The following is a 25382-nucleotide window of genomic DNA, read 5'->3' on the forward strand; positions in this document are numbered from 1 at the left end:
GTGCCTGGTGAGCGTTCCCCGCTGCACCGGCCTCGAGGTCGATAACGAGCGATCGATGCACCGATCATGAGCGACGACACGGGACAGTTGGTCGGCCGCAGCGCCGAACTCGACGAAATCGCCGGGTTGATCGCCTCCACCCGGAATGGGCTCGGGCAGGCGCTGTGCCTGATGGGAGACCCCGGCATCGGTAAGACCGCGTTGCTCGACGCCGCGATCGCGCGCGCCACCGGATTTCTGGTGCTGCGCCTGAACGGCTACGAAATCGAGCAGTCGCTGCCGTACGCGGGCGTGCAGCGTCTGCTCGCGCAGTTCGACGCCGAACCGGACGAACTGCCCGAACACGAACGTGAGGCGCTCGCCGTGGCGGCCGGTCACCATGCCGGTCCCGTCCCCGATCGCTTCCTGGTCGGGCGTGCGCTGCTGGGACTGCTGGCTCTCACCGCACGCCGTCGCCCGGTGGTGTGCGCGATTGACGACGCCCAGTGGATGGACCGGGAATCGCTGGACGCCTTGGGTTTCGCCGCTCGGCGACTGCACGCGGACGCGGTGCTCGTACTCTTCGCCGCCCGCCCCGACGCCGATGTGGACGTACACCTGGGCGGTATCACCGCGCAGCCGGTGCCCGAGCTCGAACGAGCCGGCGCCATCGAATTGCTCACCACACTGCTGGGCGTGCGATTCGATCCGCGCGTGGCGGCGGGCATTGTGGACGCGGTCGGCGGAAACCCGCTGGCGCTGACGGATCTCGCCAACGATACCGATCCTCGGCAACTTGCCGACTCCACATTCGCGCCCCATCCGCCGGGTGCCGGGCAGCGGCTGGAGCGGCTCTATCAACGACAGGTACGCGACCTGCCGCCCGCCACCCAGCAGTGGCTGCTGGTCGCCGCCGCCGAATCCACCGGCGACCTGAGGCTCCTCGACGCTGCCGCCGCAGATCTCGGCATCGACGAAAATGCCGGGGAGGCAGCCGATTCGGCCGGATTGGTGATCATCGACCGCAGCGTACGATTCCGCCATCCGCTGATCCGGGCCGCGGTCTACGGTGCGGCGCCCGGGGCGGACCGGCGGCGGGTGCATGCCGCGCTGGCGCGCGCCGCCGCCGATTCGGCGAGTACCGATGTGCACGCCTGGCACGCCGCCGAAGCCGCGCCGCGCCCCGATGACCGGGTCGCCGCGCTGCTGCTGGCCGCGGCGGCACGCGCGGGGCAGCGCGGTGGCCTGCTCTCGCGCGCAAGCCTGTTGCGCCGCGCGGCCGAACTCACCACCGACCCGGCCCTGCGCCGCGAGCATCTGCTCGACGCGGCCGAGGCGGCGGCCGAAGCCGGTGCCGCGCAACGGGCCCTGGATCTGCTGGACCGGATCGAGGACACCGCCGACTCCGATCCGGTGGCGACCGGACGAGAGCTCATGCTGCGCGCGTCGGCCGCGATATTCCTCATCGACCCACAGCGAATGCCGGAGGCGCACTCCCAGCTGGCGACCGCGGCGGATCTGTTTCACGGGCGCGACGCGCAGCGTGAGCAGCTCGCACTGCTGCGCGCCTTCGATGCCGTCCTGCCGGTCGAAAGGCTCAGGCGCGGATCAACATTGGCCGAACTCGGCGAACGAATGCGCAGCGCCGCCGCGGTCCGCGAGGGGGTCACCGCGACCGTCCTGGCGGGTGTGGCCGCACTGATCCTGGATCCCTATGCCACTGCGGTCGAACCGATCCGCGCCGCCGTCGCGGCCATGGCCGAACTCGACGATGAGCGAATCCTGGTATTCGGCACCGCAGGCGTGGCGCTGACCACCGCACTGTGGGATGAACGCGCCCGAGACCGGCATCTGGAACAGGGCGAGCGCATCGCGGTGGCACACGGTGCGTTGCGCGCCCTGGACATCTATCTGTGGATGCGGTCGCTCTCGGACGTCGATCGCGGCGATATGAGCACCGCCGGGCGGACCATCGAGCGGGTGCGTGAAACACGCCGCGCCATGGGCTTTTCCGCCGAGAACGTCATCAACAGCTCCTATCTGGCATGGACGGGAGCGCCGTACGAGCTGATCGAACAGCTGGCCGAGGCCACCCTGGCGGCCGGGGTCGGCGGGGTGTATTCCGCCACCATGCACGCCCTCGCGGTGCGAGATCTCGCCGACGGCCGGTACGACGTGGCCTACGACAAGCTGGCGTCACTGCGGCAGCACGCGTTTCTGCAAGCGGGCCTGCGTTATCTACCGGAATTCGTCGAGGCGGCGGTGCGCAGCGGACATCTCGACGAGGCCGTGGAGGTCACCGGGCAGCTGGTCGCGATGGCCGCGGCCAACCGGACAGCCTGGGCGCGCGGAATCGGTGCGCGCTGCCTGGCCCTGATCGACGAAACCCCCTCTGCCGAGCACCATTTCAATGCCGCCCTGGCGATTCTGGCGACCACCGATACGCCCGGGGACCTGGACCGCGCCCACCTGCTCTACGGCGAATGGCTGCGCCGACGCCGCCGCCGCAAGGCCGCGAGCATCCAATTACGCCGTGCCCGTGACGGATTCGAGCGTGCCGGGGTGATCGCATTCGCCGAACGCGCTCGCCGCGAACTCGCCGCCCTCGGCGAGCAGCCCGAATCACCCCGGCAACCAACAGCTCACGACGGACTTACGGTCCAGGAATCACAGGTCGCCACCCTGGCCGCAGGGGGCGCTACCAATGCCGAGATCGCGGCGACACTGTTCCTTAGCCCGAGCACGGTCGACTATCACCTGCGAAAAGTGTTCCGCAAACTCGGCATTTCCTCGCGCAGACAGCTGCGCGAACATATGCCGCCCGCCGACCGGCAGTGAGGACTACGCACTACGCGTGGTCCGCAGCCTGGACCTGAGAGGTCATCCTCGAGATCCGGACGCGCTCACACCACGAGGGGGACCACGTGCCACACCTGATGCCAGTCGAGGAAACTCGAATAGCCATCGATAACGTTCGGGCAGTGAGCTTCCCATGACGCGCACTCAACTGCTCGGCCGAGCAGAGGACCTCGCCTGGACCGGCGCGCTGTGCGCGTCGGCCACATCGGGACGCAGTGCGGTCGCTGTCCTCGAGGGTGACGCGGGCATGGGCAAAACCGCGCTGATCGCGGCGGCGCTGGCCGAGCACGACAACTTCGAGGCGATCGCGATCACCGGGGTGGAGGCCGAGTTCGAACTGCCGTTCGCCGCCCTGCAACGACTGGTGCTCGCCTATCGCGACATGCTCGATCGGCTCTCCGAAACACACCGCACCGCACTGCTTGTCGCCTCCGGCCTGGCCGATGGTGTCATCGCGGACCGCCTCGCGATCGGGGTCGCGCTGCTGGCGCTGGTGACCACGCTCTCGGCCGCGCGGCCGGTGTTCCTTTGGGTCGACGACTCACAATGGGTCGACGAGGAGTCGCTCGGGGTGTTCGCGTTCGTCGGCCGTCGCCTGCTCGCGGACCCGGTGGTCATGATCTATTGCCGGCGGCCCGATGGCGCCGGGCGTGATCACCTGGCCGGACTGCCGACCCGCACCCTGGCCGGATTGGACGTCGCGACATCGATCACGCTGCTGCGCTCGATGCGCGGCGAGCACGGCATCGAGCGCGCGATAGCCGCGCAGATCGCGGTCGCGACCGGTGGAAATCCGCTTGCCCTAAGGGATCTCGGCGATGAGCTCACCCAGCGGCAACTCGAAGGGGTCGCGCTGCTGCCTGAACCGGTCCCGCTGGGAACCCATCTGCAGGCGAACTATCTGCGTCTGGTGCGGCGTTTGCCGGAGCACTGCCAACGCTGGCTGCTGCTGGCCGCCGCGGAGGCCGACGGCAATCTGCGCACGGTCAGCGCGGCAGCCGAACTGGCGGGATTGCCGCGCGATGCCTCCACCCCAGCCGAACTCGCCGAACTGGTCACCGTCGCGGATCGAATCGTGTTCCGGCACCCGCTGATTCGATCCGCGATCTACGCGGGCGGCACCGCCGAACAGCGCCGCGACACCCATCTTCGCCTCAGTCGCGCGTCCACGGAACTGGACCTGGAACAGCGTGCCCTGCTGCACCGTGCGGCGGTCGCCGACGGAATCGACGACGAACTCGCCGATCTGCTCGAAAACGCCGCTGCCGCATCGGGTCAGCGCGGTGACTTCGCGACCAGGACCCGGTTGCTGCTGCGCGCGGCCCAAGCGTGCACGGGCGAGCGACGGGCGCGGCGACTGCTCGCCGCGGTGCAGTCCGCGATGTTCTCCGGCGCCATCCAGCAGGCACGCGCCGTCATGGACGAGATCGACGAGCGCTTCCTCGGTGAGGATCGGCGCGCCGAACTCACCGTCCTGCGGGCCGAGGGCCGACTGCCCGCACTCGAACCCGGCGCGTTCGGCGCTCGCGCCACCGCGCTGGTGCGACTCGCCGAGGCGCTCGATACCGCCGGGCGACACGCGGACGCCGTCGGCGCGGTCGGTATGGGCATTCGCGGGACCTGGCTGTCCGCGCATCTCACCGTCGGCACCACCACGAGCGATCTCGCGGAGGTCGCACTGCGGCTGGTCGACGCCGACGCGGTGAACGCCCCGGCGCTCTCGATGCGCGCATACGGCGAGTTCATCCTGAACCGGCCCGGCGCGGCCGACACCTATCGTGCTGCGGCGCAGTACTTTCTGGAGCATCCATCCGCCGCACTGCCGTACCTCTACTCCTACAGCGGGGTGGTCGACGTCGCCGGCACACTGATCGATGACGCGTCCCGCGACGGCATTCTCGCCGGGATCGAACAGTGCGCGCGGCGAGACAGCAGTGGTTTCCTGCTCGCCAATATCGTCTCGTTCCGGGCCCATTTCGACATACAGGCCGGGAGGGTAGCGCAGGCACGGGCACGTGTCGCGGAAACCGTTGTGCTGCTGGGGGCTTCGGGCTACCCCGAGGATCATCTCACCCTGCGCGCGCTGCGTGCAGGCATACGGGGCTGGACCGCGGCACCGGCACTCGACTCGAAACAGACCGCCGCCGAGATCGAGGAATGCCGCGATACCGCGTTCGGCGCGGGAGTCGAACTCTGGCAGCGCGCGGAACTTCTCGAGCAGTTGGCGGCGGGCAGCCCGGCCGATGCGTGGGATACCGCCCGCGCCCTGCTGACCGTAATCGGCGAGCCCAATGCGTGGCTGGCGATCGATCTGATCGAAGCCGCCGTGCACGCCGAGGAATTCGCGATCGCCACCGAACTCGGCGACCGACTCGAGCACCGCTCCCGCGTGCTGGACACTCCACTCGGGGCCGGACTGCGCGCCCTGGCCCGGGCAGCGGCGGCGAATGAGCCGGAAGCGCTGTACCGCACGGCAATCGAGAGGCTAGCGCATGCGGACACACCGATGTATGCCGCCCGCGCGCACCTGCGGCTGGGCGAATGGCTGCGCCGACAGCGCCGCCGCACCGACGCCGCCACCCACCTCGAACAGGCAGCTGCCATCTTCACCGCCCAGGGCGCCACATCCTGGTCCGCGCGCACAGCCCGCGAATTGGCGCCCCTGGGAATAGCTTCCGCTCCGCCCCGCACCCAGCGGACCGCCCTCACCGCCCAGGAGGAAACCATTGCCAATCTCGCCGGGCGCGGTGCCACCAATCAGGAAATCGCCGACCAACTGTTCCTCAGCGCCAGCACGGTCGACTACCACCTGCGAAAAGTGTTCCGCAAACTCGATGTGACCTCGCGCAGACAGTTGGCCGCAGCCATGGAATGAATCGCCGCTCAACCATCATCGGTCGGCCGTCGAAAACTCTGATCTCACGTTCTGTGCCCGCCCAACGTCTACAGGGTGAGAACGAGAGAAGGGGATGCAGATGACTACTCGGCACGTGGTGATCGACACCGCCATGCTCGGCCCCGTCACGATCGTGGCGACCGATGAGGCTGTCAGCGGCGTGTATTTCCGGCATCACATCCTGCGACCGGCCCAGGAGCTGTTCGGGCCGGAGGTGTCCTTCGCCGATGATCCTGTCCTGGGTGAAGCCGCCGGGCAGCTGTTCGAGTATCTGCTCGGGCAGCGGCGCGACTTCGATCTGCCGATGAGCCCCTCCGGCAACGACTTCCAGCGGAAGGTGTGGGAGCAGGTCGCCGCGATTCCGTTCGGTGCGACCATCACCTACGGGCAGATCGCCGAACAGCTCGGTGACCGATCCGCGGCGTACCTGGTCGGACAGGCCGTGGGAGCCAATCCGCTGTGTATCTTCATCCCGTGCCATCGGGTGATCGGGGCGAACGGATCGCTGACCGGATACGCGGGCGGGCTCAAGCGCAAGCGCGCGCTGCTCGAGCTCGAGGAGCCGGCGACGGTCAGCGCGGGAAGGCTGTTCTGAGCGTGAAGCCACCGTTCGAGGCGGTAGTGACCGAATACGGGCCCACCGTGCTGCGGGTCTGCCGGGTCGTCCTCGGTGCGCACGATGCCGAGGACGCCTGGTCGGAAACATTTCTGGCCGCGATGCGCGCGTACCCGGATCTTCCGGAGACCGCGAATATCGAGGCGTGGCTGGTGACCATCGCACATCGCAAGGCGATCGACGCGGTCCGGGCTGCCACACGCAACCCACTGCCGGTCGAGCAGATGCCTGAGGAACCGATCGGCGACGGCGTCGTCGGGGCCGACGATGCCGGAGTCTGGGCGGCCGTGGCCGCACTGCCGGACAAACAACGCCAAGCCATCGCCTACCACTATGTGGCCGGACTGCCCTACACCGAGATCGCGCAGATCCTCGGCGGCAGCACCGATGCCGCGCGCCGCGCCGCGGCCGACGGTGTGAAGAACCTGCGCAAAACCTATCCGGACGCGACATTGAAAGGAGCGACACGATGAACGAGCTGCACCACGACGATGACGTGCTCGCCGCTCTGTCCGCCACCGTGGACGAGGACACGATGGGTCGGCTGCACCGACTGCTCGAGCACAAGGCCGAACAGGCCGAGCTGATCGACGTCGCCTACACGACCATGGACACCCCGGTCGGGCAGTTGCTCTTGGCCGCCACTCCGCGGGGCCTGATTCGGGTGGCCTATGCCAGGGAGGGCCACGACGGCGTCCTCGAGACCCTCGCCCACAAGGTGAGCCCGCGGATCTTGCGGGCACCGGGACGCCTCGACGAGGCCGTACGTGAGATCGACGAGTACTTCGCCCGGCAGCGCACGACTTTCGATCTGCCACTGGATCTTTCGCTCTCGCATGGATTCCGGCAGATTGTGCAGCAGCATCTGCCCGAGATCGGGTACGGGCAGACCCGCAGCTACGGCGAGGTCGCCCAATTGGTCGGCAACCCCAAGGCGGTGCGGGCGGTCGGCACGGCATGTGCGACCAATCCGCTGCCTGTGGTGGTGCCGTGTCATCGGGTGCTGCGCGCCGATGGCAGCTTGGGCGGATATGTCGGCGGGGCCGAGGCCAAGCATCTGCTGCTGGATCTGGAGACCGCCGCATGAGCGCCACCGAACCGGTAGTCCGCGATGCCGCCTGAACCGTCCCGCACCTACCTGCTGCTCGATGCCATGGGGAATGCCTATCGCTCCGAGACACCGGGACTGTGGGGTGGGCATCGGCGCAGCAGGATCTACGGGCGGCTGGATTGCCGCTCGGCGGTGCGGGCGATCGCGGCCGGACACTACGTGAAGTACCGGGTGTTCTTCGCGGACGAGGCTACGGCGGTCGCGGCGGGCTATCGGCCGTGCGCGATCTGTTGCCCTGACCGCTATCTCATCTGGAAGGAAGGCAACCGATGACTGCCGCGACCTCAACACCATTGCTGCACAACCCATCCCACGCGGGTGAAGACGTCCACACCGCTACCGATGGCGAGATCGCCGCCATCATCGCGGCGGCTCGCGCGCGGGGTGCGCGAACCTTGACCTTGGGATCGGGACGCACACCCGCCGCTCTAGCGACGATGGCCGCGGTCGCGGACCAGTGGGAACGTGGCGGCGGGCGGATCGCCGACCACATCACCTGGCCCGAGACCGCGGCGTCATGGCTGCGCCAGGCTTGCCGATTCACCACCGCCCCAACGGATTTGTGGGTCATGACAGGACCGCGCCTGGGGTGGGCGCAGATGACCCGGCGGCTCCTGTGGTCGACCGCCTGGTCCGCCCGCGACACGATCGTCACCACCATCGCCGATCCCGCCGCACTGGCACTGGTCGGGACCGCATACCTGGAAGGGCTGACCGGCGTTGACCCCGACGGATCGACCTGGACAGTCACCGATGGCCTGCTACTGCCCGCCACGTCAAACGAATAGGAGAATGGTTGCGCTGCAACCAGTCTCACTCTTCAGAGTCGACTGCAATGCGGCGAGTCCAGGTTTCCGTCCTCAGCCGATCACGGCTCAATGTTCTCCAGGTCCTCGAGCAGGCTGGGATGTTTGGGCTCCCACCCCAGCACCTGCCGGGTATGGGCGCTCGATGACGGCTGATCGGTGGCGAAGATCGTCCCGAGCGGTCCGAATGTCTCCTCCGGCAAGGACTTTGCCTCGAGCCCGAGCCTGCGGCCGATGACCGCAGCGATATCGCGCACGGCGTCACCCTCATCGGCGACCGCATGCCACACGGTTCCGGCCTGCGCGCCCTCCAGAACCAGCCGGAACAGCACGGCCGCATCGAGCGCGTGCACCGCGGGCCAGCGCTGCGCGCCATCACCCGGGTAGCCGGAAACCCCTGTGCGCCGGGCGATATCGGTGAGCATGCCCGCGAATCCACCCTTGCCCTCGTTGTGCACGGTGCGCGGCAACCGCACCGCCGCACTGCGCACACCACGCGCGGACAGCTCCAGAATCGCGTTCACCGAATGACCGCGCCCACCGACCAGCCCTTCGATCGGGGACGGATCGGCCTCGGTGGACGCCCGTCCCGGGACCGCCGGTGTACCCGCCACTGTGACCAGCGGGCGATCGCTGCCGATCAACTCCTCCCCCAGCGCGGCCATCGCAGCGCCTTCCTGCGCGACCGCCACCCCGACCGCCTCGGCGCTGCCGAAAGCGGCATGGTCGAAAGCCAGGTGAATCACGCCGTCGGCGCGGGCGGCACCGGCGCGGAGCGTGGACAGGTCGGCGAGATCGCCCCGAATCGGTTCCGCACCTGCGGCGATAAGCGCCGCGGCCGAGGAATCCGAGCGCGCGAGCGCGAGGACGGAATGGCCATTGTCGAGTAGTTCGGCGATGACGGTCGAGCCGATCAGGCCGGTGCCACCGGTAATGAAGACGCGCATATCGCTACCTTCGATAGTGATGGGACTTTGGTCCCATCACCGTAGCACCGCAACGGCACCTTTGTCCCATCACTCTCCTCGCATATTCGCCGAATGGCACCCTTGACGGTTACATCGTGTCTACTTATAGTTACGCGCTGTAAAGTTAAAGTGACGCCAGTCACGCAGCTCGAAGGACGCCATGCCGATCAGCAGGACGTTTCCCCCGCACGACTCGACCGGCAGCTCGAATGCCGACGGGAACGCGCCGCCCGTCATCCCGCCCTATGCCTGGCGTCTGGTTGGCCTGCTCGCGGTGGCCAATGTGTTGAACTTCTACGACCGTGCCCTGCCGACGATCGTCGCCGAGGACATCAAGGCCGAGTTCGGCCTCAGTGACACCCGGCTCGGCGTGCTGATGAGCGGCTTCACCGTGATCTACGCCCTCGCGGGGATCATGCTCGGGCGCATGGCGGACCGGCGATCGCGCCGGATGATCATGGTCGGCGGCCTGGTGCTGTGGAGCTTCCTCACCGCGGCCAGCGGTGGAGCTTGGAGTTTCGCGGCGCTGCTGATCTTCCGGCTCGGCGTCGGTGTCGGCGAGGCGTCATACGCCCCGGCCGCCAACGCCACCGTCTTCGACATGTTCCCGGTCGAAAAGCGTTCGCGGGCAACGGCGATGCTTCAACTCGGCCTGCCGCTGGGTCTGCTGCTGGCCTTCTTCACCACCGGTCCGCTGGTCGAAGCGTTCGGCTCCTGGCGGACGCCGTTCTTTATCGCCGCGATCCCCGGTCTCGTGGTCGCCGGACTGCTGCTCGTGGCACCGATGCCCGAGCGACCTGCGGTGACCGCCCAGCAGCAAGAGCGCGAGCGTGGCGGCCGAGCACTCTGGGCGCTGCTGCGCATCCCGACGATGTGGTGGCTGATCGTGGCCGGAATCGGCCTGCAGATCAGCAGCTATTCGGTGGCGACGTTCCTGGTGCCACTGTTGCAGCGCTACTTCGGGCTGAGCCTGTCCGAAGCCGGGACGGGCGCGGGCCTGGTGATGGGTGTCGCGGGACTCGTCGGCGTGCTCATCGCGGGACCGATCGCCGACCGGGCACGACGCCGCTCATCGGTCGCGCGTCTCGCGGTGGCCGCCGTCGGCATGGCTGCCGCGGCCCCGCTCGCGTGGGCGGCATTCGATCTGTCGCCGAGCAGCGCGGTCGGATTCATCGTCCTGCTATCGCTCGCATCGGTCCTGATCAACATGGTGCAGCCGGTCGCGCTGCCCGCTGTGTCGGAAATTGTCGAGGCGCGTCGGCGCGCCTCCGCAGTCGCGATCTATTTCGCGGCCTTCTATCTACTCGGCGGCGCGTTCGGCCCGGTACTGACCGGCGCGCTGTCGGAGCATTTCGCCGGCAACGCCACCGCCACCGCCGAGATCACCGCGTCGGCGCTCGGCCTTCACACGAGCATGGCGTGGCTACTTCCCTTGTCCTGCTTGACATGTGCGCTCGGCGTAGCCGGCGCAATGACCACTATCGAGAGCGATCGCCGCAAGGCCGCACAACCGGAGGTAACCCGATGAACAACCCGCACTCCGTCCGAGCCGTGCTGGCTCGGACCAGCCTCACCGCGGCACTCGCCGCCGTCATGTTCACCGGCGTGAGCGCCGCGCACGCCGAACCCGGCTCGCAGGGCTACGACCGCACCGCGAGCTTCGTCGGGAACGCGGGCGCGGTGAGCTATCAGGTGCACGTTCCGCCCGCTCAATCTTCCGGCCGCCCTTTGCCTTTGGTGGTCGCGGTGCACGGGTGCGCGATGACCGGCTACACCCTGAACTCGATGAAGGACATGACCGACCTCAACGCGGTAGCCGACCGCGAGGGTTTCCTGGTGGTCTATCCGTCGCAGGATCCCCTGCGGGGCCTGCGCCTGAATTGCTGGAACGGTGACGACGCCGCCCATCAACAGCGCGGTGAAGGCGAGCCCGCACTGATCGCCGGTCTCACCGAACAGGTCATCACCGAATTCGGCGCGGATCGCTCCCGGGTGCATGTGCTCGGCGCGTCCTCCGGTGCGGGCATCGCGGTGATCATGGGAGTCACCTACCCCGATGTCTACGCCTCCGTAATGTCGATGGCGGGCGGCGAGTACAAGATCAACGAGGCGGGCCGGGATGCGGCAGGCAGGCTCGACCCGGTCAATCTCGGACCCGTGGACACCGCCGAGCGAGCCTTCGCCGAGATGGGCCCGCGAGCGCGCCCGGTGCCGGTCATGGTGGTCCAGGGTGACCAAGACACCACTGTGCCACCGTATTTCGCGACGCGTCTGGTCACCCACTGGGCCGCGATCGACGACCTCGCGATGAACGGCACCCTCGATGGCCCGGTCGATGATGTTCCGGAATCAGTGGTGCAGGTGAACGATCCGAACAAGCACTCATACACGTACTCGAAGTACTTCGCGCGCGGCGGTGACACCTCACTGATCGACTACGTGCTGGTGAACGGCATGACGCACCGCTGGCCCGGCCCCGGCACCGGTCCGCTCGTGGACAACCAGGGCCCCGATCTCGCCACCCTGTGGTGGGACTGGGCGAAAACCCGGAGCATGCCGTGATCACGCGGCTCGAACCCGCACCGCCGTCGGGCAGACTGACCGACGTGGACACTCCGGCACCCCAGCGACGCACCCGCATGTCTCGTGAAGCACGCGCCACCCAGATACTCGACATCGCCGAGCGCCTGTTCGCCACCCGCGGCTTCGAGGCCACCTCGATCGAAGACGTCGCGCGCGAAGCGGGGGTGACCCGGCCGATCGTCTACTCGCACTTCCAAAGCAAGGACGCGATCTTTCTCGAATGCGCGCGCCGAGCTCGCGCCGAACTCGAACACCGGGTCCGCGAGCCCGAGGTGCTCATCGAGGCCGGAGCCAGTATCGAGGTCGTGATGCAGCGCGCGGGCGAGATCTTCTTCGACCTGCTCGAGCGCGACCCACGCCGCTGGATGGTGCTGTTCAACCCCAGCACCGCACTCACACCCGAGTTCGCCGAGCAACTGGCCGGACTGCGCAAGCACACGATCGATCGCATCGCCGAGATGGTCGCGCATTTCTCGGGCGGCGACGCGATCGATACCCCCTTCGCCTACGCCATCAGCGGCGTCGGCGAACAGCTCGGGCGCTGGTGGCTGGCGAACCCCGACATTCCCAAGGATCACGTCGTCGCGCTCTACCGCGACTTCATCACCGGCGGTCTGGCCACCCGGCTCGGTGCCGAAAGGAGCGGGAAATGAACACTGCGACAAGAACATTCGGTGAGGTGCTCGCCGATTACGCGGCAGCGCGGCCGGATTCGCCCGCCGTCACCCGCGGCGCGGACACTCTCACCTGGGCCGAGTTGGATCGCGACAGCAATCGACTGGCCCGCCAATGGATTCGGCTGGGCGTCACCTCCGGCTCGTACGTCTCGATCATGCTCGACAACTCCCCGGCATTCATGACCGCGGCGTTCGCGGCATGGAAGCTCGGCGCGGTGCCGCAGCCCCTGTCTTCGCGACTCACACCAGCCGAGTTGCAGGGCATTCTCGAGGTGGTGGACCCGGCAGGGGTGGTCGGGCTGCCAGACGGTACGGATCGACTGCGATTGCCTGCGGTCGCCGAGCCGGACGAGTCCGCGGACCCGCTGCCCCGGCGCATCTCGCCCGCGTGGAAAGCACCCGCCTCGGGAGGCAGCACCGGTCGCCCCAAAGTGGTCGTCGCCGGTAATGCCGCACTGCTCGACGAGGTCATCGGATTCGCCGATGTGCTGGGCATTCCCGCCGGGGGCACCGTGGCCGTGCCCGGCCCGCTCCATCACAACGCGCCCTTCATGTTCGCGGCACTGGCGCTGCTGCGGGGCTCGCACGTGGTGTTGCAGGGGCGCTTCGACGCCCGCACGCTGCTGGCCGATATCGCCGCCCATCGAGTTCAATGGCTGTACGCCGTTCCCACGATGATGCAACGCATTTGGCGTCTCGAGCCCGAAGTGCTTGCCGCGCATGATCTCTCATCGCTGGACCTGGTGGTGCACATGGCCGCACCCTGTCCGCCCTGGCTCAAGCGCGCCTGGATCGACTGGCTCGGCGGCGAGCGGATCCTCGAGGTCTACGCCGGTACCGAGGCACAGGCGGCCACCGCGATCACCGGGGACGACTGGCTCGAGCATCCCGGATCGGTCGGGCCGGCGGTGGTCGGTGAGATCACCGTGCTCGGTCCCGATGGCACCGCACTTCGGCCCGGTGAGGTGGGCGAGGTGTGGGTGCGCCGCGGCGCGAACGCCCCGGCCGCGTACACCTATCTCGGCGGCTCGGCCCGCACCCGTGAGGGCGGCTGGGAGTCGCTCGGCGACCTCGGCAGTCTCGACGAGCAGGGCTATCTCTACCTCACCGATCGCGATACCGATGTCATCCTCGTGGGCGGATCCAATGTCTACCCCGCCGAGGTGGAAGCCGCTCTCGCCGAGCACCCCCATATCGACGACGCGTGCGTGGTCGGGCTGCCGCACGAGGATCTCGGGGCGGTGCCGCATGCCATCGTGCAGTCGTCCGCCGAGCTCGAATTCGATTCCGTCCTGACGTTTCTGCGGGAGCGGCTCTCGCCCTACAAACTGCCGCGGAGCCTGGAAATCGTCGGCCACCCGCTGCGGGATGACGCCGGCAAGGTGCGCCGCTCGGCGCTGCGCGCTCAACGACTCGAAAGGGCGGACAATGCCGTACACGATCAGTGACACCCCCAGCGGGCGCGTGCGCCTGCACTGGGAAGAACAGGGTTCGGGCGAGCCGGTGGTGCTTGTCATGGGCCACCTGTTCTCCAGTGACATGTGGTATCCGGCGCTTCCGGCGCTGGCCGAGCAGTATCGCGTGATCTACTTCGACAACCGTGGCACCGGCACCAGCGATGCCACCGGCTCCGCGACCGTCGCCGATCTCGCCGCCGACGTACGCGCGGTGATGGACGCCGCCGGTGTCGCGGACGCGCACCTCTACGGCGTGAGCATGGGCGGTGGGATAGTCCTGCAGCTCGCCCACGACGCGCCCGAGCGGGTGCGATCGATGGTGTTGGGCTGCACCGCGATGCGCAGTCCCGAACACCCGCTACCGCCGCCGCCGGGTTTCCTGGCCCGCCAGCTGAGGTATCGCGTCCCGGCCCGCCTGCTGAAACCTCTACTGCGCAAGCGACTCTACGGGCCGATGGCGTCGCCGGAGGCGGTCGAACGCGACCTCGACGTACTCTGCCGCATGCGTTTCTCCGCGCGCGGTGTCTACGCCCAGGACCTCGCCATCGCGGGGTACGACATGACCCCCGACAAGGTCGCCGCTCTGACCGCACCCGCACTCGTGCTGCACGGCACCGCGGACGAGGCGGTGCCGTACGCGGCGGGGGTGCGGCTGGCCGAGACGCTGCCCGACGCCCGCCTCGTCACCTACGAAGGAGCCGGACACAACTATCCCGTCGACGTCGGCGACCGCGCCAACACCGATGTGCTGGCATTCCTGGCCGAGCACCGGAGCTCGAAAGAGCAACGGGCCGAGCCGATCTGAGAATCCGCCCCGTCCTGTTCTCGCCGCCCGGCGTTGCGACGGCCGCGAACGGACTTCGCGTGTTTGTGTATTCGCCGATGGGGCACAGCCACAGAGGCGGAATTACCTGGCGAAGATCAGTGAGAAGGAGCGCAATGGCGTGGGATATTCGCGTGGCCACGGGAAGGAAGGTTTTCGCCACGACCGCTTCGGTCGTGGCGCTGACCATGGCGCTCGGCGCCTGCTCCGGCACACAGTCGGATTCCGAGCGCCTGCAACGGTTCTACGACCAGAAACTGGTATTCGCCTCATGCGACGGGTACGCGACCACCGCATCGGACGAGAAGGCTTTCGCCGACCCCCGATTCGAGTGCGGTCGGCTGGAGGTACCGCGTGATTACGCCGACCCGGGCGGGGCCACGATGCGGATAGCGGTGCTGAAGGTGCCCGCGCGGGGCGAGCGCATCGGGTCGCTGCTGCTCAATCCCGGTGGGCCGGGCGGGCCGGGGATGGGTATGGCCGCGGCGGCGGCGACCACGTGGGCGCAGAGCAGGCTCAGCGAGCGATTCGATCTGGTCGGCTTCGATCCGCGCGGCGTTGGTGCTTCCAGCCCGTCGGTGCGCTGTTATAGCGATGCCGAGGATGACAGTGGCGCAGCCGTTTTCCCCACCGCCGCCACCGTGGGCCGGTTCACCGAGTCGGACACCCGCGCAGTGGTCGACCGCTGCGCGAAGGGCTCCGGTGGCCGAGAGGCGCTCGCCCACTTGGGAACCCGCGACGCGGCACGGGATATGGACATCCTGCGCGCCGCCGTCGGCGACACCAAGCTGTCCTATTTCGGGCAGAGCTACGGCACACGACTGGGCGCAGTGTACGCCGAGCTCTTTCCCGATCGAGTACGCGCGATGGTGCTCGACGGTGGAATCGATCCCACCACAGGCACTTCCGAGCGTCGAATCTCGCAGTTCACGAGCTTCCAGCGAGCCTTCGACGCCATGGCCGCCGACTGCGTTACCCGCCCCGACTGTCCCCTGGGCACCGACGCTAGCCAGGCCGTCACGGAATTTCAGGGCATTGTGCGGCCGCTGCTGGATCATCCGATTCCCGCGGGAGACAACCGAATTGCGGACTATCCACTCGCGGTGGGGTCCGTGATCGCCGGGCTTTATGACTCGGCTGTCTGGCCCGTCATCACCGCCGGCCTCGCCCAGATCCGCACCGGGCACGGCGATACCCTCCGCAAGATCGGCGATGCCTTCGGCGGCCGCGGCGCCGACGGCCGCTGGCCCAATATCGCCGACGCCAACTACGCGATCAACTGCATGGACGAGCAGCGTCATTCCCCCGAACAAGAAACGGACCTGCGCAGGGACATCTATCGCGTCGCTCCGTTCCTGGACCCCGGCCGTGGCGCGGACGGAGCCCGCGACGGCTGTGAATTCTGGCCCGCCACACCGACTCTCGGCTATCCCTACGCCACCGGCATCAAGGGTCTGCCCCCGACGCTGACCATCTCGATCACCGGCGACCCCGCCACACCGTACGAAGGTGGTTTGAAGCTGGCCGCAGCCCTCGGAGGTACCGCGCTCACAGTCGAGGGCAACCAGCACACCGTCGCATTCGCCGCCACCAGCGCCTGCGTCAACAAGGCCGTTGAGGACTATCTCGTCGAACTCCGAAGCCCAACCGCCGACACGCGCTGCAAGCTGTAAGCGGTGATCGAGACGCTTTCTGCCGCTTAGCCTTCCGGGCAGGAGTGCCTGTCTCGGTGTGCTACCCGCCTAGATCAGGGTTCGCGAGATGGTGAATCCGCATCACCGGCCGCGCTGCGCGCCTGCTGTGCGAGCGCGGTGAGCGCGTTCAGGTGTTCGTGGTACGCCCTGCGGCCGCCATTGGTCAGGGCGAGCCACGTCCTGGGCCTGCGCCCGATGTATCCCTTTGTGACCGTGATGTATTCGGCGCTCTCGAGCGCGGTCATCGCCTTGGACAACGTTGACTTGTTCATCTCACACAGCTCGACGATCGTCCCGAACTCCGCCTCCTGGCACCCGTCCAGGAACGCGACCACGGTCAGACGCGGCAGCGAGGCGAGTACCGCACTCAGTTCCGCCACGCCGTGACCCGCCGCCGCGCCAGCCGCAACCAGGTCCACACACCCATGACCAGCGCGAATGCACCGTCACTGAGAAAGACGAAGGCGACGGACGGCACCAACTCACCCGAGGCCGTCCGCTTCCATCCCCGCACCGGTTCCTCGGCCAGAGATCTGGGGACGACACCGCCGTTCCTCCAGCTCCGAATCACCCACGCGATGAACAGCCCGAGCGCCAGCGTCGCCACGACTCCGGCAACTCCGCGGGCGGTGATCGTCCGATCGACGAGCATGCCGATCGTGTCGCCGATCAGAAAGAAAGCACCGAAACACAGCAGCGCTCCCACCGGCGCCACCCAGCCGCGCCGAGCCGTCGCGGTGCGGGCCCGATGGTTGGAAGCCGAGGCAATGTCCAGCGCGGCCTGTGGTGTCAATTCATCGCTCACAGCTGCCACCATAATCAACTAGTTTCCAATCGCCAACTAGTATCCCGTTCGCCTCTACGATCCGAAACGCCTACGGGGAACCGGTGTTATCGGAGCCTGTGGGCTGATATCGGAAATGCGGGAGCAGGTCCGCGACCGGACCGGCGGCTAGACGAACTCCTTCGTGGACCACGATGCCTTCCGCGCAATGACGGGCAAGCAGGTCGAGATCGTGGCCGATGACGATTACCACCATGTCGGACTCGTGAGCCACGCTCGCCAGCAGCGCCATGATCGTGTTCGCGGTGTCCGGATCCAGGGCCGAAGTCACTTCATCGCAGATGAGGACTTCCGGGTTGTAGGACAGTGCGCGCGCGATCGAGACCCGTTGGCGTTGGCCACCGGACAGCTCGCTGGGACGACGGGTCACCAGCTCAGGGTTCAAACCCACCGCTCCGAGTACCTGCGCCACGGTTTCGGCACGTCGCGCGCGGTCGCGAATGCCGCGGCGGGTCAGCGGTCGTTCGAGGATCTGGCCGATGGTGCGCTGCGGATTGAGCGTGGACAGCGGATCCTGCGGGACCAGTTGGATGCGGGTGATCTGCTTGCCGCGGCGGCGCCCCGATAGCGGCATCGGACGCGACTCCAGGGTCAACTGTCCGACGGCGGAGGGTTCGAGCCCGGCCAGGATTCGCGCCAAAGTCGTTTTGCCGGCGCCGGATTCGCCGAGGACGGCGGTAACACAACCCGTACGGGCCGTGAGTTCGATGTTCGACAGAATCGTCCGTCCGCCGCGCGCGAGGCCAATTCCGCTGGCGGAGAGTCGATTCGGACGTATCGGCGCAACCGTCGCGCGGCTTTCCGCAGGCGTGGATTCGAAGTCCTTGCCGAGGTGGATATGCGCATCGACCAGAGCGTCCAGGGTCGGGACGTCATGTCCCGAGACGAGAATCGTTTTACCGCAATCGTGTGCCAGGGAGCGAAGGAGGTCGGCGACGGTCCGCCGGGCCTGGGCATCGAGGCCACCGAAGGGTTCGTCGATGATCAGAATGGGTGTGTCTCGCAATACCGCGCGTGCGAGCGCGAGCCGGCGTTGCTGGCCACCGGACAGCTCGCCCGCGCGCCGTTCGACGAGGGACTGCGGAAGCCCGACCCTGGCCAGCGTATGCTCGACGGCCGTTGCGTCAGAGGCGGTTTCAGCCAAGAGCGCACGCACTCGCATCACCGGATTGAGCGCCGACCCGGCATCCTGACCGACGAACGATACCTGGGTGCGGCGGAGCGCGCGCAGTGCGCCGGGGTCGAGGTCAAGTACCGATTGCCCGGCGATGTGAATGGTGCCGCTGGTGCGGTGAACAGTGCGGGGCAGCCAACCCAACAGGGCTTTCATCAACATTGTCTTACCGGATCCGGATTCACCGGTGAGGCCGGTGACGGTGCCGGAGTCCAGACCCACCGAGACTGTATCCAGAATCGTTGTGCCGCTGCGTGAATCGATCAGGCCGAGGTCCTCGACGACCACCGTGCGCTTGGTCATCGGATCCGCCCAGCGGTATCGAATCTCCGAACCGTGAACGCCACCCCGATCGAGACGGCGGCGATCGCGACAGCGGGGGCGATGACCGCCCACGGGTTCAGCATGATTCCGGAGCTGTTCTCGCGCACCATGATTGCCCAATTCGTCTGGCCCAGCGATGCGGGCAGCTGCAAGAAGGCTGCCGTGCTGACCAGATAGATCGCTTCCACGAACCGCAGCCCGAGTTGCGCGGCAATCGTCGGGCGCAGATTCGGCAGCACTTCGCGCACCAGCAGGTACGGCAGCGATTCACCGCTGGCGACTGCGACTTCGACGTATCCGCTCGCCGCGATGGAGCTTGCGGCCGCCGCGAACACACGTGCGGAATACGGGGTTCCGATGAGGGTCGCGACCAGCACCAGGCCGAATGTTCCCGAGCTCGGCCAGGACAGCATGACCAGCAGCATCGCCAGAATCGGCGGCACGAGCATCACCGAGTCGGCGATTCGCTCCACCACGGCCCCTATGCCGGGCCGCAGCGCCGCAGCGGCTCCCAATAGTGCCGCACACGCGGTCACACCAACCGCGATCACAGCGGCGATGGTGATCAGCCCCCAGCCGCCCGCGAGCAGATTGCTCGTGACATCCTGCCCGAGATGGTCTGTGCCCAGCCAGGCGTCGCCCGAGGGGCCGGCGAACGGGATATCCACGCTGTCACGAATCCCGTGCGGCGCGAGGAATGGACCGCACATCGCAACCGTCGCGATCATGATCGCCGGAAGTACGGTGAGCACCGTCCGCGGCGGAATCGATACCGGCCGCGTCGTCATGAGCGCCCTCGCACAGACCAACTGCGCACCAGATCCGCCAGGATCAGCACCACGGTGATCGCGATCCCGGCAATCGCAACGACGGCAGCCACTACCGCGGGATCGCGGTCATTGACCGACCCGGCCAGTACGGAACCTATGCCCGGATAGTTGAACACCGCTTCCACCACGATCGCACCGCCAAGCAGCATGCCCACCGATGTCGCCAGCGAGGACGCGATGGTCGGAGCGGCGATGGGCAGCACATGCCGCACCAGAATATGACGGGGTGTCAGACCGTCGAGTTCGGCGGCATGCACATGCGGCAACTGCGCAGCTTCCTCGAGGGCGGCGCGGGTGACCCGAATGTTCCACGCCGCCTGCGGGATTGCCAGCGCCAGTACCGGTAGCACCAACGACCTACCGTCCACGACTACACCGCCGGCACCGACGACTGTCACCGCGGGTAACCATCCCAAACCCAGAGCGAAGACAAAGACCAGCACGGTAGCGACCACGAACTCCGGTACCGCCACGGCGGCGGTCGTGCCAGGACCGAGCAGCCGGGCGGGACCACGCGGATGCAGAAACCACCAGGAGCCGACGATCGTCGCCGCCGCAGCGGTGACGATCAGCGCGATTCCACCCAGCAAGAACGTATTCGGGAATTTCGCCGACAACATGTCGTTGATCGAGCCTCCGCGCACGCTGGCTCCGAGGTCTCCATGCGATAACCCGGACAGCCAGGACCAGAACCGAATCGGCAGCGGCCGGTCGATACCCATCGCGGACTCGTAGGCGGCAACCTGCGCGGGGCTGGCGTCACGACCGAGCACCGCCCCGGCTCCCCCACCGGGAAGCAGTGCCACCGTGGCGAACACGACGACCAGAACACCCAGCAGGCATCCCACGCGTAGCACAATCAGCCGCGCCCAGCGGGTCACGGTACTCGGAAACCCTATGTGCGACATGGGATCAGCGGTGCTCCGTTCGGTGATATCAACCGGCCAGCCAGGTCCGTTCGAGTTGTACTCGGCCATATCCAGCCAGTGTCGGCAAATCGCGCACTTTCCTGGAGGCGACATCGACGCCATCGGCGGTGCCCCACACCAGGTATCCGCCGCGATCGTATTCAATACGCTGGATCTCACGGCTCGCGGACGAATACCCGGCATCATCGGTTGCCGACAATGCGCGTAGATAGGCGGCATCGAGATCGGGATCGTGGGTGCCCGCCTCATTCCACTTCGTCGTGGAGATCATGGTCTTGCTGGCGAAGAAGATCACCGAATCATTGGTTCCCCAGTTCGCGGTGTACAGCGGTGCCTTCAGCCAGGTTTCGTCGTAGAACACATTCGCGTCCTGCACGACGACATCGAGTTTGACTCCGATCTCAGCGGCCTGGGTCGCGAACAGTCGCGCAGAATCGACCTCGCCGACCGCTTCATCCTTGGTCACCAGCGGATAGGTGCGGCCGGTGTCGAACTTCGCCTCGGCCAGCAATGCCTTGGCGCGCACGATATCTCGACCACGCTTGGGCAGTGTGGTGTCGTATGTCGGATCGGCTGTGCCGAGTACATCATTGGCGGCCGATCCGTAGCCCGAGGTGATCTGTTTGACCATGACGTCGCGATCGACGGCCAACCGCAACGCGTTTCGCACTCGCGCATCCGCGAACGGGCCGTCCGCGGTGCGCATGACAATCGGGATGACGATATCGTTCGCGCGGCGCACGACCGACAGGTCACCACGCCCGGCAGCTGTTCGGCCCGCGACCGCACCAACATTGGAGGCCAGGTCTATCTGCCCGGCCATGACGGCGTTGGCCAGCGCGGTATTGCTTTCGAAACGGCGAACTTCGATCGCGTCCACCCGGGGTGCCCCGCCGTGCCAGGTCTCGTTGCGCACCAGCCGGGCATTGCCGTCGTTGTAGGACTCCAGCCGGAATGGCCCACTGCCCACCGCGGCGGTGAAGTCGGTTGTGCCAGCCTTGACCACAAATGTCATGAGCCGCAACAGCATCGGCAGATCGCGATTGGGCGCCATGGTCGTGATGATCACGCCATCGGCGCCGTCTGCGGTGATGGCATCACCGGAGGCGACCGGAACCTTGGTCTCCCCCGCGATTTCCCGCAGCCGCCGCAGCGACCACACCACGTCTTCCGGACGCACCGCGGCACCGTCGTGGAAAGCCGCGCCCTGCGCGATGGTGAACCGCCAACTGCGCGGATCATCGAGCTGCTTCCATGAGGAAGCCAATCGCGGCGCGACATTCGGATTCGCGGCGGGAACCGTCAGTGGATCGAACACCAGCGAAGCGATGAGGAAATCACTGTCATTGCTCAAGGTCTTGTGCGGATCACGTTCGATCTTGGACGCCTTCCCGAGCGCGCCGACCCGCAGGGTTCCCCCATTGCGCGGACTTCCGCCGTCCGAGCTCGACGTGCCGCACGCGGTAACCGCGAGCAGTCCGGCGGTCCCGAGTCCGGTTGCTGCCAGGAATTGCCGACGAGAGAACTCCACGAACACACCTTCGCCTCGGACAAAGTTTGGAATGCATAACCTAACTTAGGCGGTTGGCGGCGGCAACTACCCGATTTCCATTGACATCGGTGGGTGCTTCAGACGTTATCGAGGTCGTTCTTCCATGTGACAGCACCTTTGTCCCGTCACCTATCATGGCTGACATGGCGCGATGGGAACCCGGGGCACGTGAGCGGCTTGTGCTGGCCGCCGTGGACCTGTTCACCGAGCAGGGGTACGACGCCACGACAGTCACCCAGATCGCCGAGCGAGCCGGGGTCACCAAGAGTACGTTCTTCCGCCACTTCTCGGATAAGCGCGAACTGCTGAGCGCGGGTCAGCAGACGCTGAGCCAACTGCTGACCGAGGGCATCGCCGAAGCGCCCATCGATGCGACTCCACTCGAGGCGGTCGCGGCGGGCCTCGAACGCGCTTCCGGCGCAATGGGTCCGATGAATCGCGAACTCGCGCCCCGACTGGCCGCGGCCATCGCCGCCAATACCGAACTGCAGGAGCGTGACGCCCTCAAAAGCGTCGGGATGGCAGCGGCGATGACCGAGGCACTGCTCGCCCGCGACGTGCCGAACCCCACCGCGCACCTCGCCGCCGAACTGGGCATCCTCGCGTTCAAATGCGGCTACGCCAACTGGCTCGAAGCCAGCCAGGACGCCGAACTCGCGCCGTATACCCTTGCGGCCCTGCGGGATTTGCGGGCAGCGAGCCAATCGCTCACCTGACGACTACTCCAGGACCGCGGTGGCGGTGATCTCGATCAGATGATCCGGGATGTCGAGCGCGGCGACGCCGAGCAGGGTGGCAGGTGGGGTGGCGGTGGTGCCGAGTTTCGCTGCCGCGCGTGCAATGCCCTCGGTGAGCTGGGGCATCTTGTCCGGAGTCCAATCCACTACGTAGGCAGTGAGATTGGCGACGTCGTCGAAGCTGCCGCCGAGCTGGGCCAGGGCAGCGCCGATATTGAGGTAGCACCGCTCCACCTGAGCGGCCAGGTCCCCGGCACCGATGGTGGTTCCCTCGGCGTCCCAGGACACCTGGCCGGCGATGTGCACCAGCCGAGATCCGGTCGCGACCGAAACCTGTTGGTACAGATCGATTTTCGGCAGTCCGTCCACGTTCGTCAGTTCGATGGCCACAGCGCCGTCCTCTCACGTTGTCACTTGCGGATACTCGGTCACCGTAGGAGAGTGAGCGCGGACATGGAAGAACGCACCTTCAGGTAACCGAGGAACCTCATGGGAACCCAGCAGTTCGAGAGCCCGCTCGATGTGGCCGATGTGACGCGCGCGGACTCACTCGCACGCGAGATATTCACCGAGATCGCCAATAAATGGGCGTTCCTGATCGTCGATCTGCTCGGCGAGCGCACCATGCGATTCAGCGAGCTGCGCAATGCGATCGAGGGCATCAGCCACAAGATGCTCACCCAGAACCTGCGCATGATGGAACGCAACGGCCTCATCGAACGCACCGTCTTCCCCACCGTCCCGCCCCGCGTGGACTACACCCTCACCCAGCCCGGCCACGTGCTACGCGAACTCGTACACGGAATGTGCGACTGGACCCACGAGTACCTCGGCCACATCGACGACGCCCGCACTCGCTTCGACGCTGCCGCACCTGAGGCATCGGACTGAACCGCAGGAAACGAGCAAGTGGACATTCCATGACATACTTCCCGCACCCCGGATGCCGCCGATGCCGACGCGTGCACCCCCGTCGATGTGAGAACCGATGCATGAAGACCCTGAACTCGCCCAGGCCCGGAACTTCCTGGTCGAGCTGCGCGGCCACGCGCAGACGTTGATGCGCCGCCGCGAGCTCGCATCAGCGGGCGCTGCCGCGTCCGCCACACCGTTCGATGCCGAGCTCACCGCCGTCCGGCAACAGATCGACAAGATCCTGAACCGATTTCCCGCACTGCGACCGCCCACGCCGAGGACCTGAGCCCGGGACCCGGACATTGTCAGACCTCGATATCGTCCGGGTGGGGTGGAGTGTGCACCCGGGATGCGATGATGGCCGCGGCCAGGCAGGCGACGGCCCCGACCGCCAACGCCGCGCGCGGACCCGCGGCATCGGTGATCCAACCGGTGACGATACTGCCGATGGGCGTGGTCCCCATGAAGACGAACACCCACAGCGCCATTATCCGGCCTCGATAGCTCGGGTCCGAATGTAGTTGCAGCGCAGTCGATGCCAACGTCACGAAGCTGAATGCGGCGAACCCGGTGAGTGCCAGGGCCGCGCAGGCCGCGATCAGATTCGGCGCGACGGCGGTGACGGCGAGCCCGACGGCGAAGGCTGTCGCCGCCGCCACCAGGTACGTTCGGCGCGGATGCGGCAGCAGGCCGACCGCGAGCGAGCCCGCGACCGATCCGATGCTGAGCATGGTCGACAGCAACCCGTAGGTACCTCCGGTGCCGTGAAATGTGTTCTCCGCGAACACCGGGAGGATGACCGGGAAATTGAAGGCCAGCAGACCGACCAGGGCCATCATCGTCAGCGGCAGCCAAAGCTGTTGCCGGGTACGGGCATAACGCAGCGCCGACGCCACACCACCGGGTTTTCCGGTTCCGGCCGTGCGTACCGTGAGCGGCCGAATCGCCAGCAGGGCAACAACCACCGCCACATAGGAGATGGCGTTGACCGCGAAACACGGCGTGGTCCCGACCGATGCGATCAACACTCCCGCCAACGCGGGACCGACGACGCGGGCACTGTTCATCACGATGCCGTTGACGCTGGCGGCGCTGGCCAGATCCCCGGATGGAACCAGTTGCGCGACAAAGGCTTGCCGAGCGGGCGAGTCCACGATCTGCACCAGCCCGCCCGCGACGGTCACCGCGATGAGCAACGGCACATCCGCGCGCCCGGTCGCCGCGAGCAGCCATAGCAGCCCCGCCAGCAGCCCGAACACGATCTGAGTACAGATCAGCAGTCGCCGCAGATCCACCCGATCCGCGACCACCCCGCCCCACGGCCCGAACAGCAGCGGCGGTATTCCACCCGCCGCGAGTACCACACCCAGCGAGGCGGGCGAGCCGGTCAACTGCAACACCAGCCATCCGATCGCCGTCGCCTGCACGAATGTGCCACTGGCGGAGGCGATCTGACCCGCGAAATACCACCGGAACGGCTGCGACCGCAACGCTCGGAACGCATTCGCCCGGCCGGTTCTCCGAATACCCTGTGCCGCCGCTGCTTCGGGCACCACCGTCAATGCTTCACGATCCACACGACACAATATCCCCGGCGCGTTCGCCCGC

25 protein-coding genes are annotated in these 25382 nt (G+C 67.1%); 16 read left to right on the plus strand and 9 right to left on the minus strand.

Going from position 1 to position 25382, the window contains the following annotated elements; all coding sequences use genetic code 11:
• Positions 1-66: 66 nt before the first annotated feature.
• From ACFC0O_RS20140 to ACFC0O_RS20170, 7 genes are all read left to right on the plus strand, one after another.
• Positions 67-2817, plus strand: coding sequence for an AAA family ATPase (locus ACFC0O_RS20140; RefSeq protein WP_375959914.1), 2751 nt, complete (start codon positions 67-69; stop codon positions 2815-2817).
• Between the two features lie 154 nt (positions 2818-2971).
• On the plus strand, positions 2972-5713 hold the full coding sequence (locus ACFC0O_RS20145) for a LuxR C-terminal-related transcriptional regulator (RefSeq protein ID WP_375959916.1): 2742 nt from the start codon (positions 2972-2974) through the stop codon (positions 5711-5713).
• A gap of 100 nt (positions 5714-5813) precedes the next feature.
• Positions 5814-6329, plus strand: coding sequence for a methylated-DNA--[protein]-cysteine S-methyltransferase (locus ACFC0O_RS20150; RefSeq protein WP_375959918.1), 516 nt, complete (start codon positions 5814-5816; stop codon positions 6327-6329).
• A gap of 2 nt (positions 6330-6331) precedes the next feature.
• Positions 6332-6823, plus strand: a complete 492-nt coding sequence (locus tag ACFC0O_RS20155) for an RNA polymerase sigma factor (RefSeq protein WP_375959920.1) — start codon at positions 6332-6334, stop codon at positions 6821-6823.
• Entirely contained in the window at positions 6820-7437 is a 618-nt protein-coding gene (locus ACFC0O_RS20160; protein ID WP_375959922.1) for a methylated-DNA--[protein]-cysteine S-methyltransferase, read from the plus strand. The genes ACFC0O_RS20155 and ACFC0O_RS20160 overlap by 4 nt, the downstream gene beginning before the upstream one ends.
• A gap of 24 nt (positions 7438-7461) precedes the next feature.
• Positions 7462-7734 carry an Ada metal-binding domain-containing protein gene (locus ACFC0O_RS20165; protein WP_375959924.1) on the plus strand — a complete coding sequence of 91 codons (273 nt, stop codon included), beginning with the start codon at positions 7462-7464 and terminating at the stop codon, positions 7732-7734.
• On the plus strand, positions 7731-8249 hold the full coding sequence (locus ACFC0O_RS20170; protein ID WP_375959926.1) for a hypothetical protein: 519 nt from the start codon (positions 7731-7733) through the stop codon (positions 8247-8249). Before ACFC0O_RS20165 ends, ACFC0O_RS20170 begins: the two co-directional genes overlap by 4 nt.
• A gap of 80 nt (positions 8250-8329) precedes the next feature.
• Here ACFC0O_RS20170 and ACFC0O_RS20175 read toward each other — a convergent pair whose 3' ends face one another.
• Positions 8330-9214, minus strand: coding sequence for an SDR family oxidoreductase (locus ACFC0O_RS20175; protein ID WP_375959928.1), 885 nt, complete (start codon positions 9212-9214; stop codon positions 8330-8332).
• A gap of 181 nt (positions 9215-9395) precedes the next feature.
• Here ACFC0O_RS20175 and ACFC0O_RS20180 point away from each other — a divergent pair, with 181 nt between their 5' ends.
• The 6 genes from ACFC0O_RS20180 to ACFC0O_RS20205 all read left to right on the plus strand — a co-directional run bounded on the left by ACFC0O_RS20180 (position 9396) and on the right by ACFC0O_RS20205 (position 16448).
• Positions 9396-10763 (plus strand): spinster family MFS transporter, encoded by a 1368-nt coding sequence (locus ACFC0O_RS20180; RefSeq protein WP_375959930.1) that lies wholly within the window; start codon positions 9396-9398, stop codon positions 10761-10763.
• Positions 10760-11797 (plus strand): alpha/beta hydrolase family esterase, encoded by a 1038-nt coding sequence (locus ACFC0O_RS20185; RefSeq protein ID WP_375959932.1) that lies wholly within the window; start codon positions 10760-10762, stop codon positions 11795-11797. The genes ACFC0O_RS20180 and ACFC0O_RS20185 overlap by 4 nt, the downstream gene beginning before the upstream one ends.
• Positions 11794-12471: a TetR/AcrR family transcriptional regulator gene (locus ACFC0O_RS20190; RefSeq protein ID WP_375959934.1), complete on the plus strand. Its 678-nt coding sequence runs from the start codon at positions 11794-11796 to the stop codon at positions 12469-12471. The genes ACFC0O_RS20185 and ACFC0O_RS20190 overlap by 4 nt, the downstream gene beginning before the upstream one ends.
• Entirely contained in the window at positions 12468-13943 is a 1476-nt protein-coding gene (locus ACFC0O_RS20195; protein WP_375959936.1) for an AMP-binding protein, read from the plus strand. Before ACFC0O_RS20190 ends, ACFC0O_RS20195 begins: the two co-directional genes overlap by 4 nt.
• Positions 13924-14757, plus strand: coding sequence for an alpha/beta fold hydrolase (locus ACFC0O_RS20200; protein WP_375959938.1), 834 nt, complete (start codon positions 13924-13926; stop codon positions 14755-14757). Before ACFC0O_RS20195 ends, ACFC0O_RS20200 begins: the two co-directional genes overlap by 20 nt.
• Before the next feature lie 134 nt (positions 14758-14891).
• Positions 14892-16448, plus strand: a complete 1557-nt coding sequence (locus ACFC0O_RS20205; RefSeq protein ID WP_375959940.1) for an alpha/beta hydrolase — start codon at positions 14892-14894, stop codon at positions 16446-16448.
• 74 nt (positions 16449-16522) lie between these two features.
• Here ACFC0O_RS20205 and ACFC0O_RS20210 read toward each other — a convergent pair whose 3' ends face one another.
• The 6 genes from ACFC0O_RS20210 to ACFC0O_RS20235 all read right to left on the minus strand — a co-directional run bounded on the left by ACFC0O_RS20210 (position 16523) and on the right by ACFC0O_RS20235 (position 22101).
• Positions 16523-16849, minus strand: coding sequence for a transcriptional regulator (locus tag ACFC0O_RS20210; protein WP_375959942.1), 327 nt, complete (start codon positions 16847-16849; stop codon positions 16523-16525).
• Complete coding sequence (locus ACFC0O_RS20215) at positions 16837-17274, minus strand: hypothetical protein (protein ID WP_375959944.1); 438 nt, start codon at positions 17272-17274, stop codon at positions 16837-16839. The genes ACFC0O_RS20210 and ACFC0O_RS20215 overlap by 13 nt, the downstream gene beginning before the upstream one ends.
• A gap of 70 nt (positions 17275-17344) precedes the next feature.
• Complete coding sequence (locus tag ACFC0O_RS20220; RefSeq protein WP_375959946.1) at positions 17345-18790, minus strand: ABC transporter ATP-binding protein; 1446 nt, start codon at positions 18788-18790, stop codon at positions 17345-17347.
• A complete protein-coding gene (locus ACFC0O_RS20225; protein WP_375959947.1) occupies positions 18787-19599 on the minus strand; it encodes an ABC transporter permease subunit in 813 nt (270 codons plus the stop codon). The genes ACFC0O_RS20220 and ACFC0O_RS20225 overlap by 4 nt, the downstream gene beginning before the upstream one ends.
• Entirely contained in the window at positions 19596-20522 is a 927-nt protein-coding gene (locus ACFC0O_RS20230) for an ABC transporter permease (RefSeq protein WP_375959949.1), read from the minus strand. The genes ACFC0O_RS20225 and ACFC0O_RS20230 overlap by 4 nt, the downstream gene beginning before the upstream one ends.
• Before the next feature lie 55 nt (positions 20523-20577).
• Positions 20578-22101 (minus strand): ABC transporter substrate-binding protein, encoded by a 1524-nt coding sequence (locus ACFC0O_RS20235; protein WP_375959951.1) that lies wholly within the window; start codon positions 22099-22101, stop codon positions 20578-20580.
• A gap of 164 nt (positions 22102-22265) precedes the next feature.
• Between ACFC0O_RS20235 and ACFC0O_RS20240 the strand changes: the two genes are divergently transcribed.
• Positions 22266-22838, plus strand: coding sequence for a TetR/AcrR family transcriptional regulator (locus ACFC0O_RS20240; RefSeq protein ID WP_375959953.1), 573 nt, complete (start codon positions 22266-22268; stop codon positions 22836-22838).
• A 3-nt stretch (positions 22839-22841) separates the two neighbouring features.
• Here ACFC0O_RS20240 and ACFC0O_RS20245 read toward each other — a convergent pair whose 3' ends face one another.
• A complete protein-coding gene (locus ACFC0O_RS20245; protein ID WP_375959955.1) occupies positions 22842-23249 on the minus strand; it encodes a RidA family protein in 408 nt (135 codons plus the stop codon).
• A gap of 99 nt (positions 23250-23348) precedes the next feature.
• Between ACFC0O_RS20245 and ACFC0O_RS20250 the strand changes: the two genes are divergently transcribed.
• Complete coding sequence (locus ACFC0O_RS20250; RefSeq protein ID WP_375959957.1) at positions 23349-23750, plus strand: winged helix-turn-helix transcriptional regulator; 402 nt, start codon at positions 23349-23351, stop codon at positions 23748-23750.
• A 97-nt stretch (positions 23751-23847) separates the two neighbouring features.
• Positions 23848-24060 (plus strand): hypothetical protein, encoded by a 213-nt coding sequence (locus tag ACFC0O_RS20255; protein ID WP_375959959.1) that lies wholly within the window; start codon positions 23848-23850, stop codon positions 24058-24060.
• Positions 24061-24079: 19 nt separating this feature from the next.
• On the opposite strand, the gene ACFC0O_RS20260 is transcribed toward ACFC0O_RS20255, so the two are convergent.
• Positions 24080-25351 carry an MFS transporter gene (locus tag ACFC0O_RS20260; protein ID WP_375959961.1) on the minus strand — a complete coding sequence of 424 codons (1272 nt, stop codon included), beginning with the start codon at positions 25349-25351 and terminating at the stop codon, positions 24080-24082.
• Between the last annotated feature and the right edge of the window lie 31 nt (positions 25352-25382).

Origin of the sequence: Nocardia sp. NPDC056100 (assembly GCF_042266325.1) — a bacterium.
Taxonomy (GTDB): domain Bacteria; phylum Actinomycetota; class Actinomycetes; order Mycobacteriales; family Mycobacteriaceae; genus Nocardia.

What these genes read in the sequence shown, in the direction of transcription:
- ACFC0O_RS20140 (WP_375959914.1), top strand. Translation starts at nt 67, where the DNA reads ATGAGCGACGACACGGGACAGTTGGTCGGCCGCAGCGCCGAACTCGAC.
- ACFC0O_RS20145 (WP_375959916.1), top strand. Translation starts at nt 2,972, where the DNA reads ATGACGCGCACTCAACTGCTCGGCCGAGCAGAGGACCTCGCCTGGACC.
- ACFC0O_RS20150 (WP_375959918.1), top strand. Translation starts at nt 5,814, where the DNA reads ATGACTACTCGGCACGTGGTGATCGACACCGCCATGCTCGGCCCCGTC.
- ACFC0O_RS20160 (WP_375959922.1), top strand. Translation starts at nt 6,820, where the DNA reads ATGAACGAGCTGCACCACGACGATGACGTGCTCGCCGCTCTGTCCGCC.
- ACFC0O_RS20165 (WP_375959924.1), top strand. Translation starts at nt 7,462, where the DNA reads ATGCCGCCTGAACCGTCCCGCACCTACCTGCTGCTCGATGCCATGGGG.
- ACFC0O_RS20170 (WP_375959926.1), top strand. Translation starts at nt 7,731, where the DNA reads ATGACTGCCGCGACCTCAACACCATTGCTGCACAACCCATCCCACGCG.
- ACFC0O_RS20175 (WP_375959928.1), bottom strand. Translation starts at nt 9,214, where the DNA reads ATGCGCGTCTTCATTACCGGTGGCACCGGCCTGATCGGCTCGACCGTC.
- ACFC0O_RS20180 (WP_375959930.1), top strand. Translation starts at nt 9,396, where the DNA reads ATGCCGATCAGCAGGACGTTTCCCCCGCACGACTCGACCGGCAGCTCG.
- ACFC0O_RS20185 (WP_375959932.1), top strand. Translation starts at nt 10,760, where the DNA reads ATGAACAACCCGCACTCCGTCCGAGCCGTGCTGGCTCGGACCAGCCTC.
- ACFC0O_RS20195 (WP_375959936.1), top strand. Translation starts at nt 12,468, where the DNA reads ATGAACACTGCGACAAGAACATTCGGTGAGGTGCTCGCCGATTACGCG.
- ACFC0O_RS20200 (WP_375959938.1), top strand. Translation starts at nt 13,924, where the DNA reads ATGCCGTACACGATCAGTGACACCCCCAGCGGGCGCGTGCGCCTGCAC.
- ACFC0O_RS20205 (WP_375959940.1), top strand. Translation starts at nt 14,892, where the DNA reads ATGGCGTGGGATATTCGCGTGGCCACGGGAAGGAAGGTTTTCGCCACG.
- ACFC0O_RS20220 (WP_375959946.1), bottom strand. Translation starts at nt 18,790, where the DNA reads ATGACCAAGCGCACGGTGGTCGTCGAGGACCTCGGCCTGATCGATTCA.
- ACFC0O_RS20225 (WP_375959947.1), bottom strand. Translation starts at nt 19,599, where the DNA reads ATGACGACGCGGCCGGTATCGATTCCGCCGCGGACGGTGCTCACCGTA.
- ACFC0O_RS20240 (WP_375959953.1), top strand. Translation starts at nt 22,266, where the DNA reads ATGGCGCGATGGGAACCCGGGGCACGTGAGCGGCTTGTGCTGGCCGCC.
- ACFC0O_RS20250 (WP_375959957.1), top strand. Translation starts at nt 23,349, where the DNA reads ATGGGAACCCAGCAGTTCGAGAGCCCGCTCGATGTGGCCGATGTGACG.
- ACFC0O_RS20255 (WP_375959959.1), top strand. Translation starts at nt 23,848, where the DNA reads ATGCATGAAGACCCTGAACTCGCCCAGGCCCGGAACTTCCTGGTCGAG.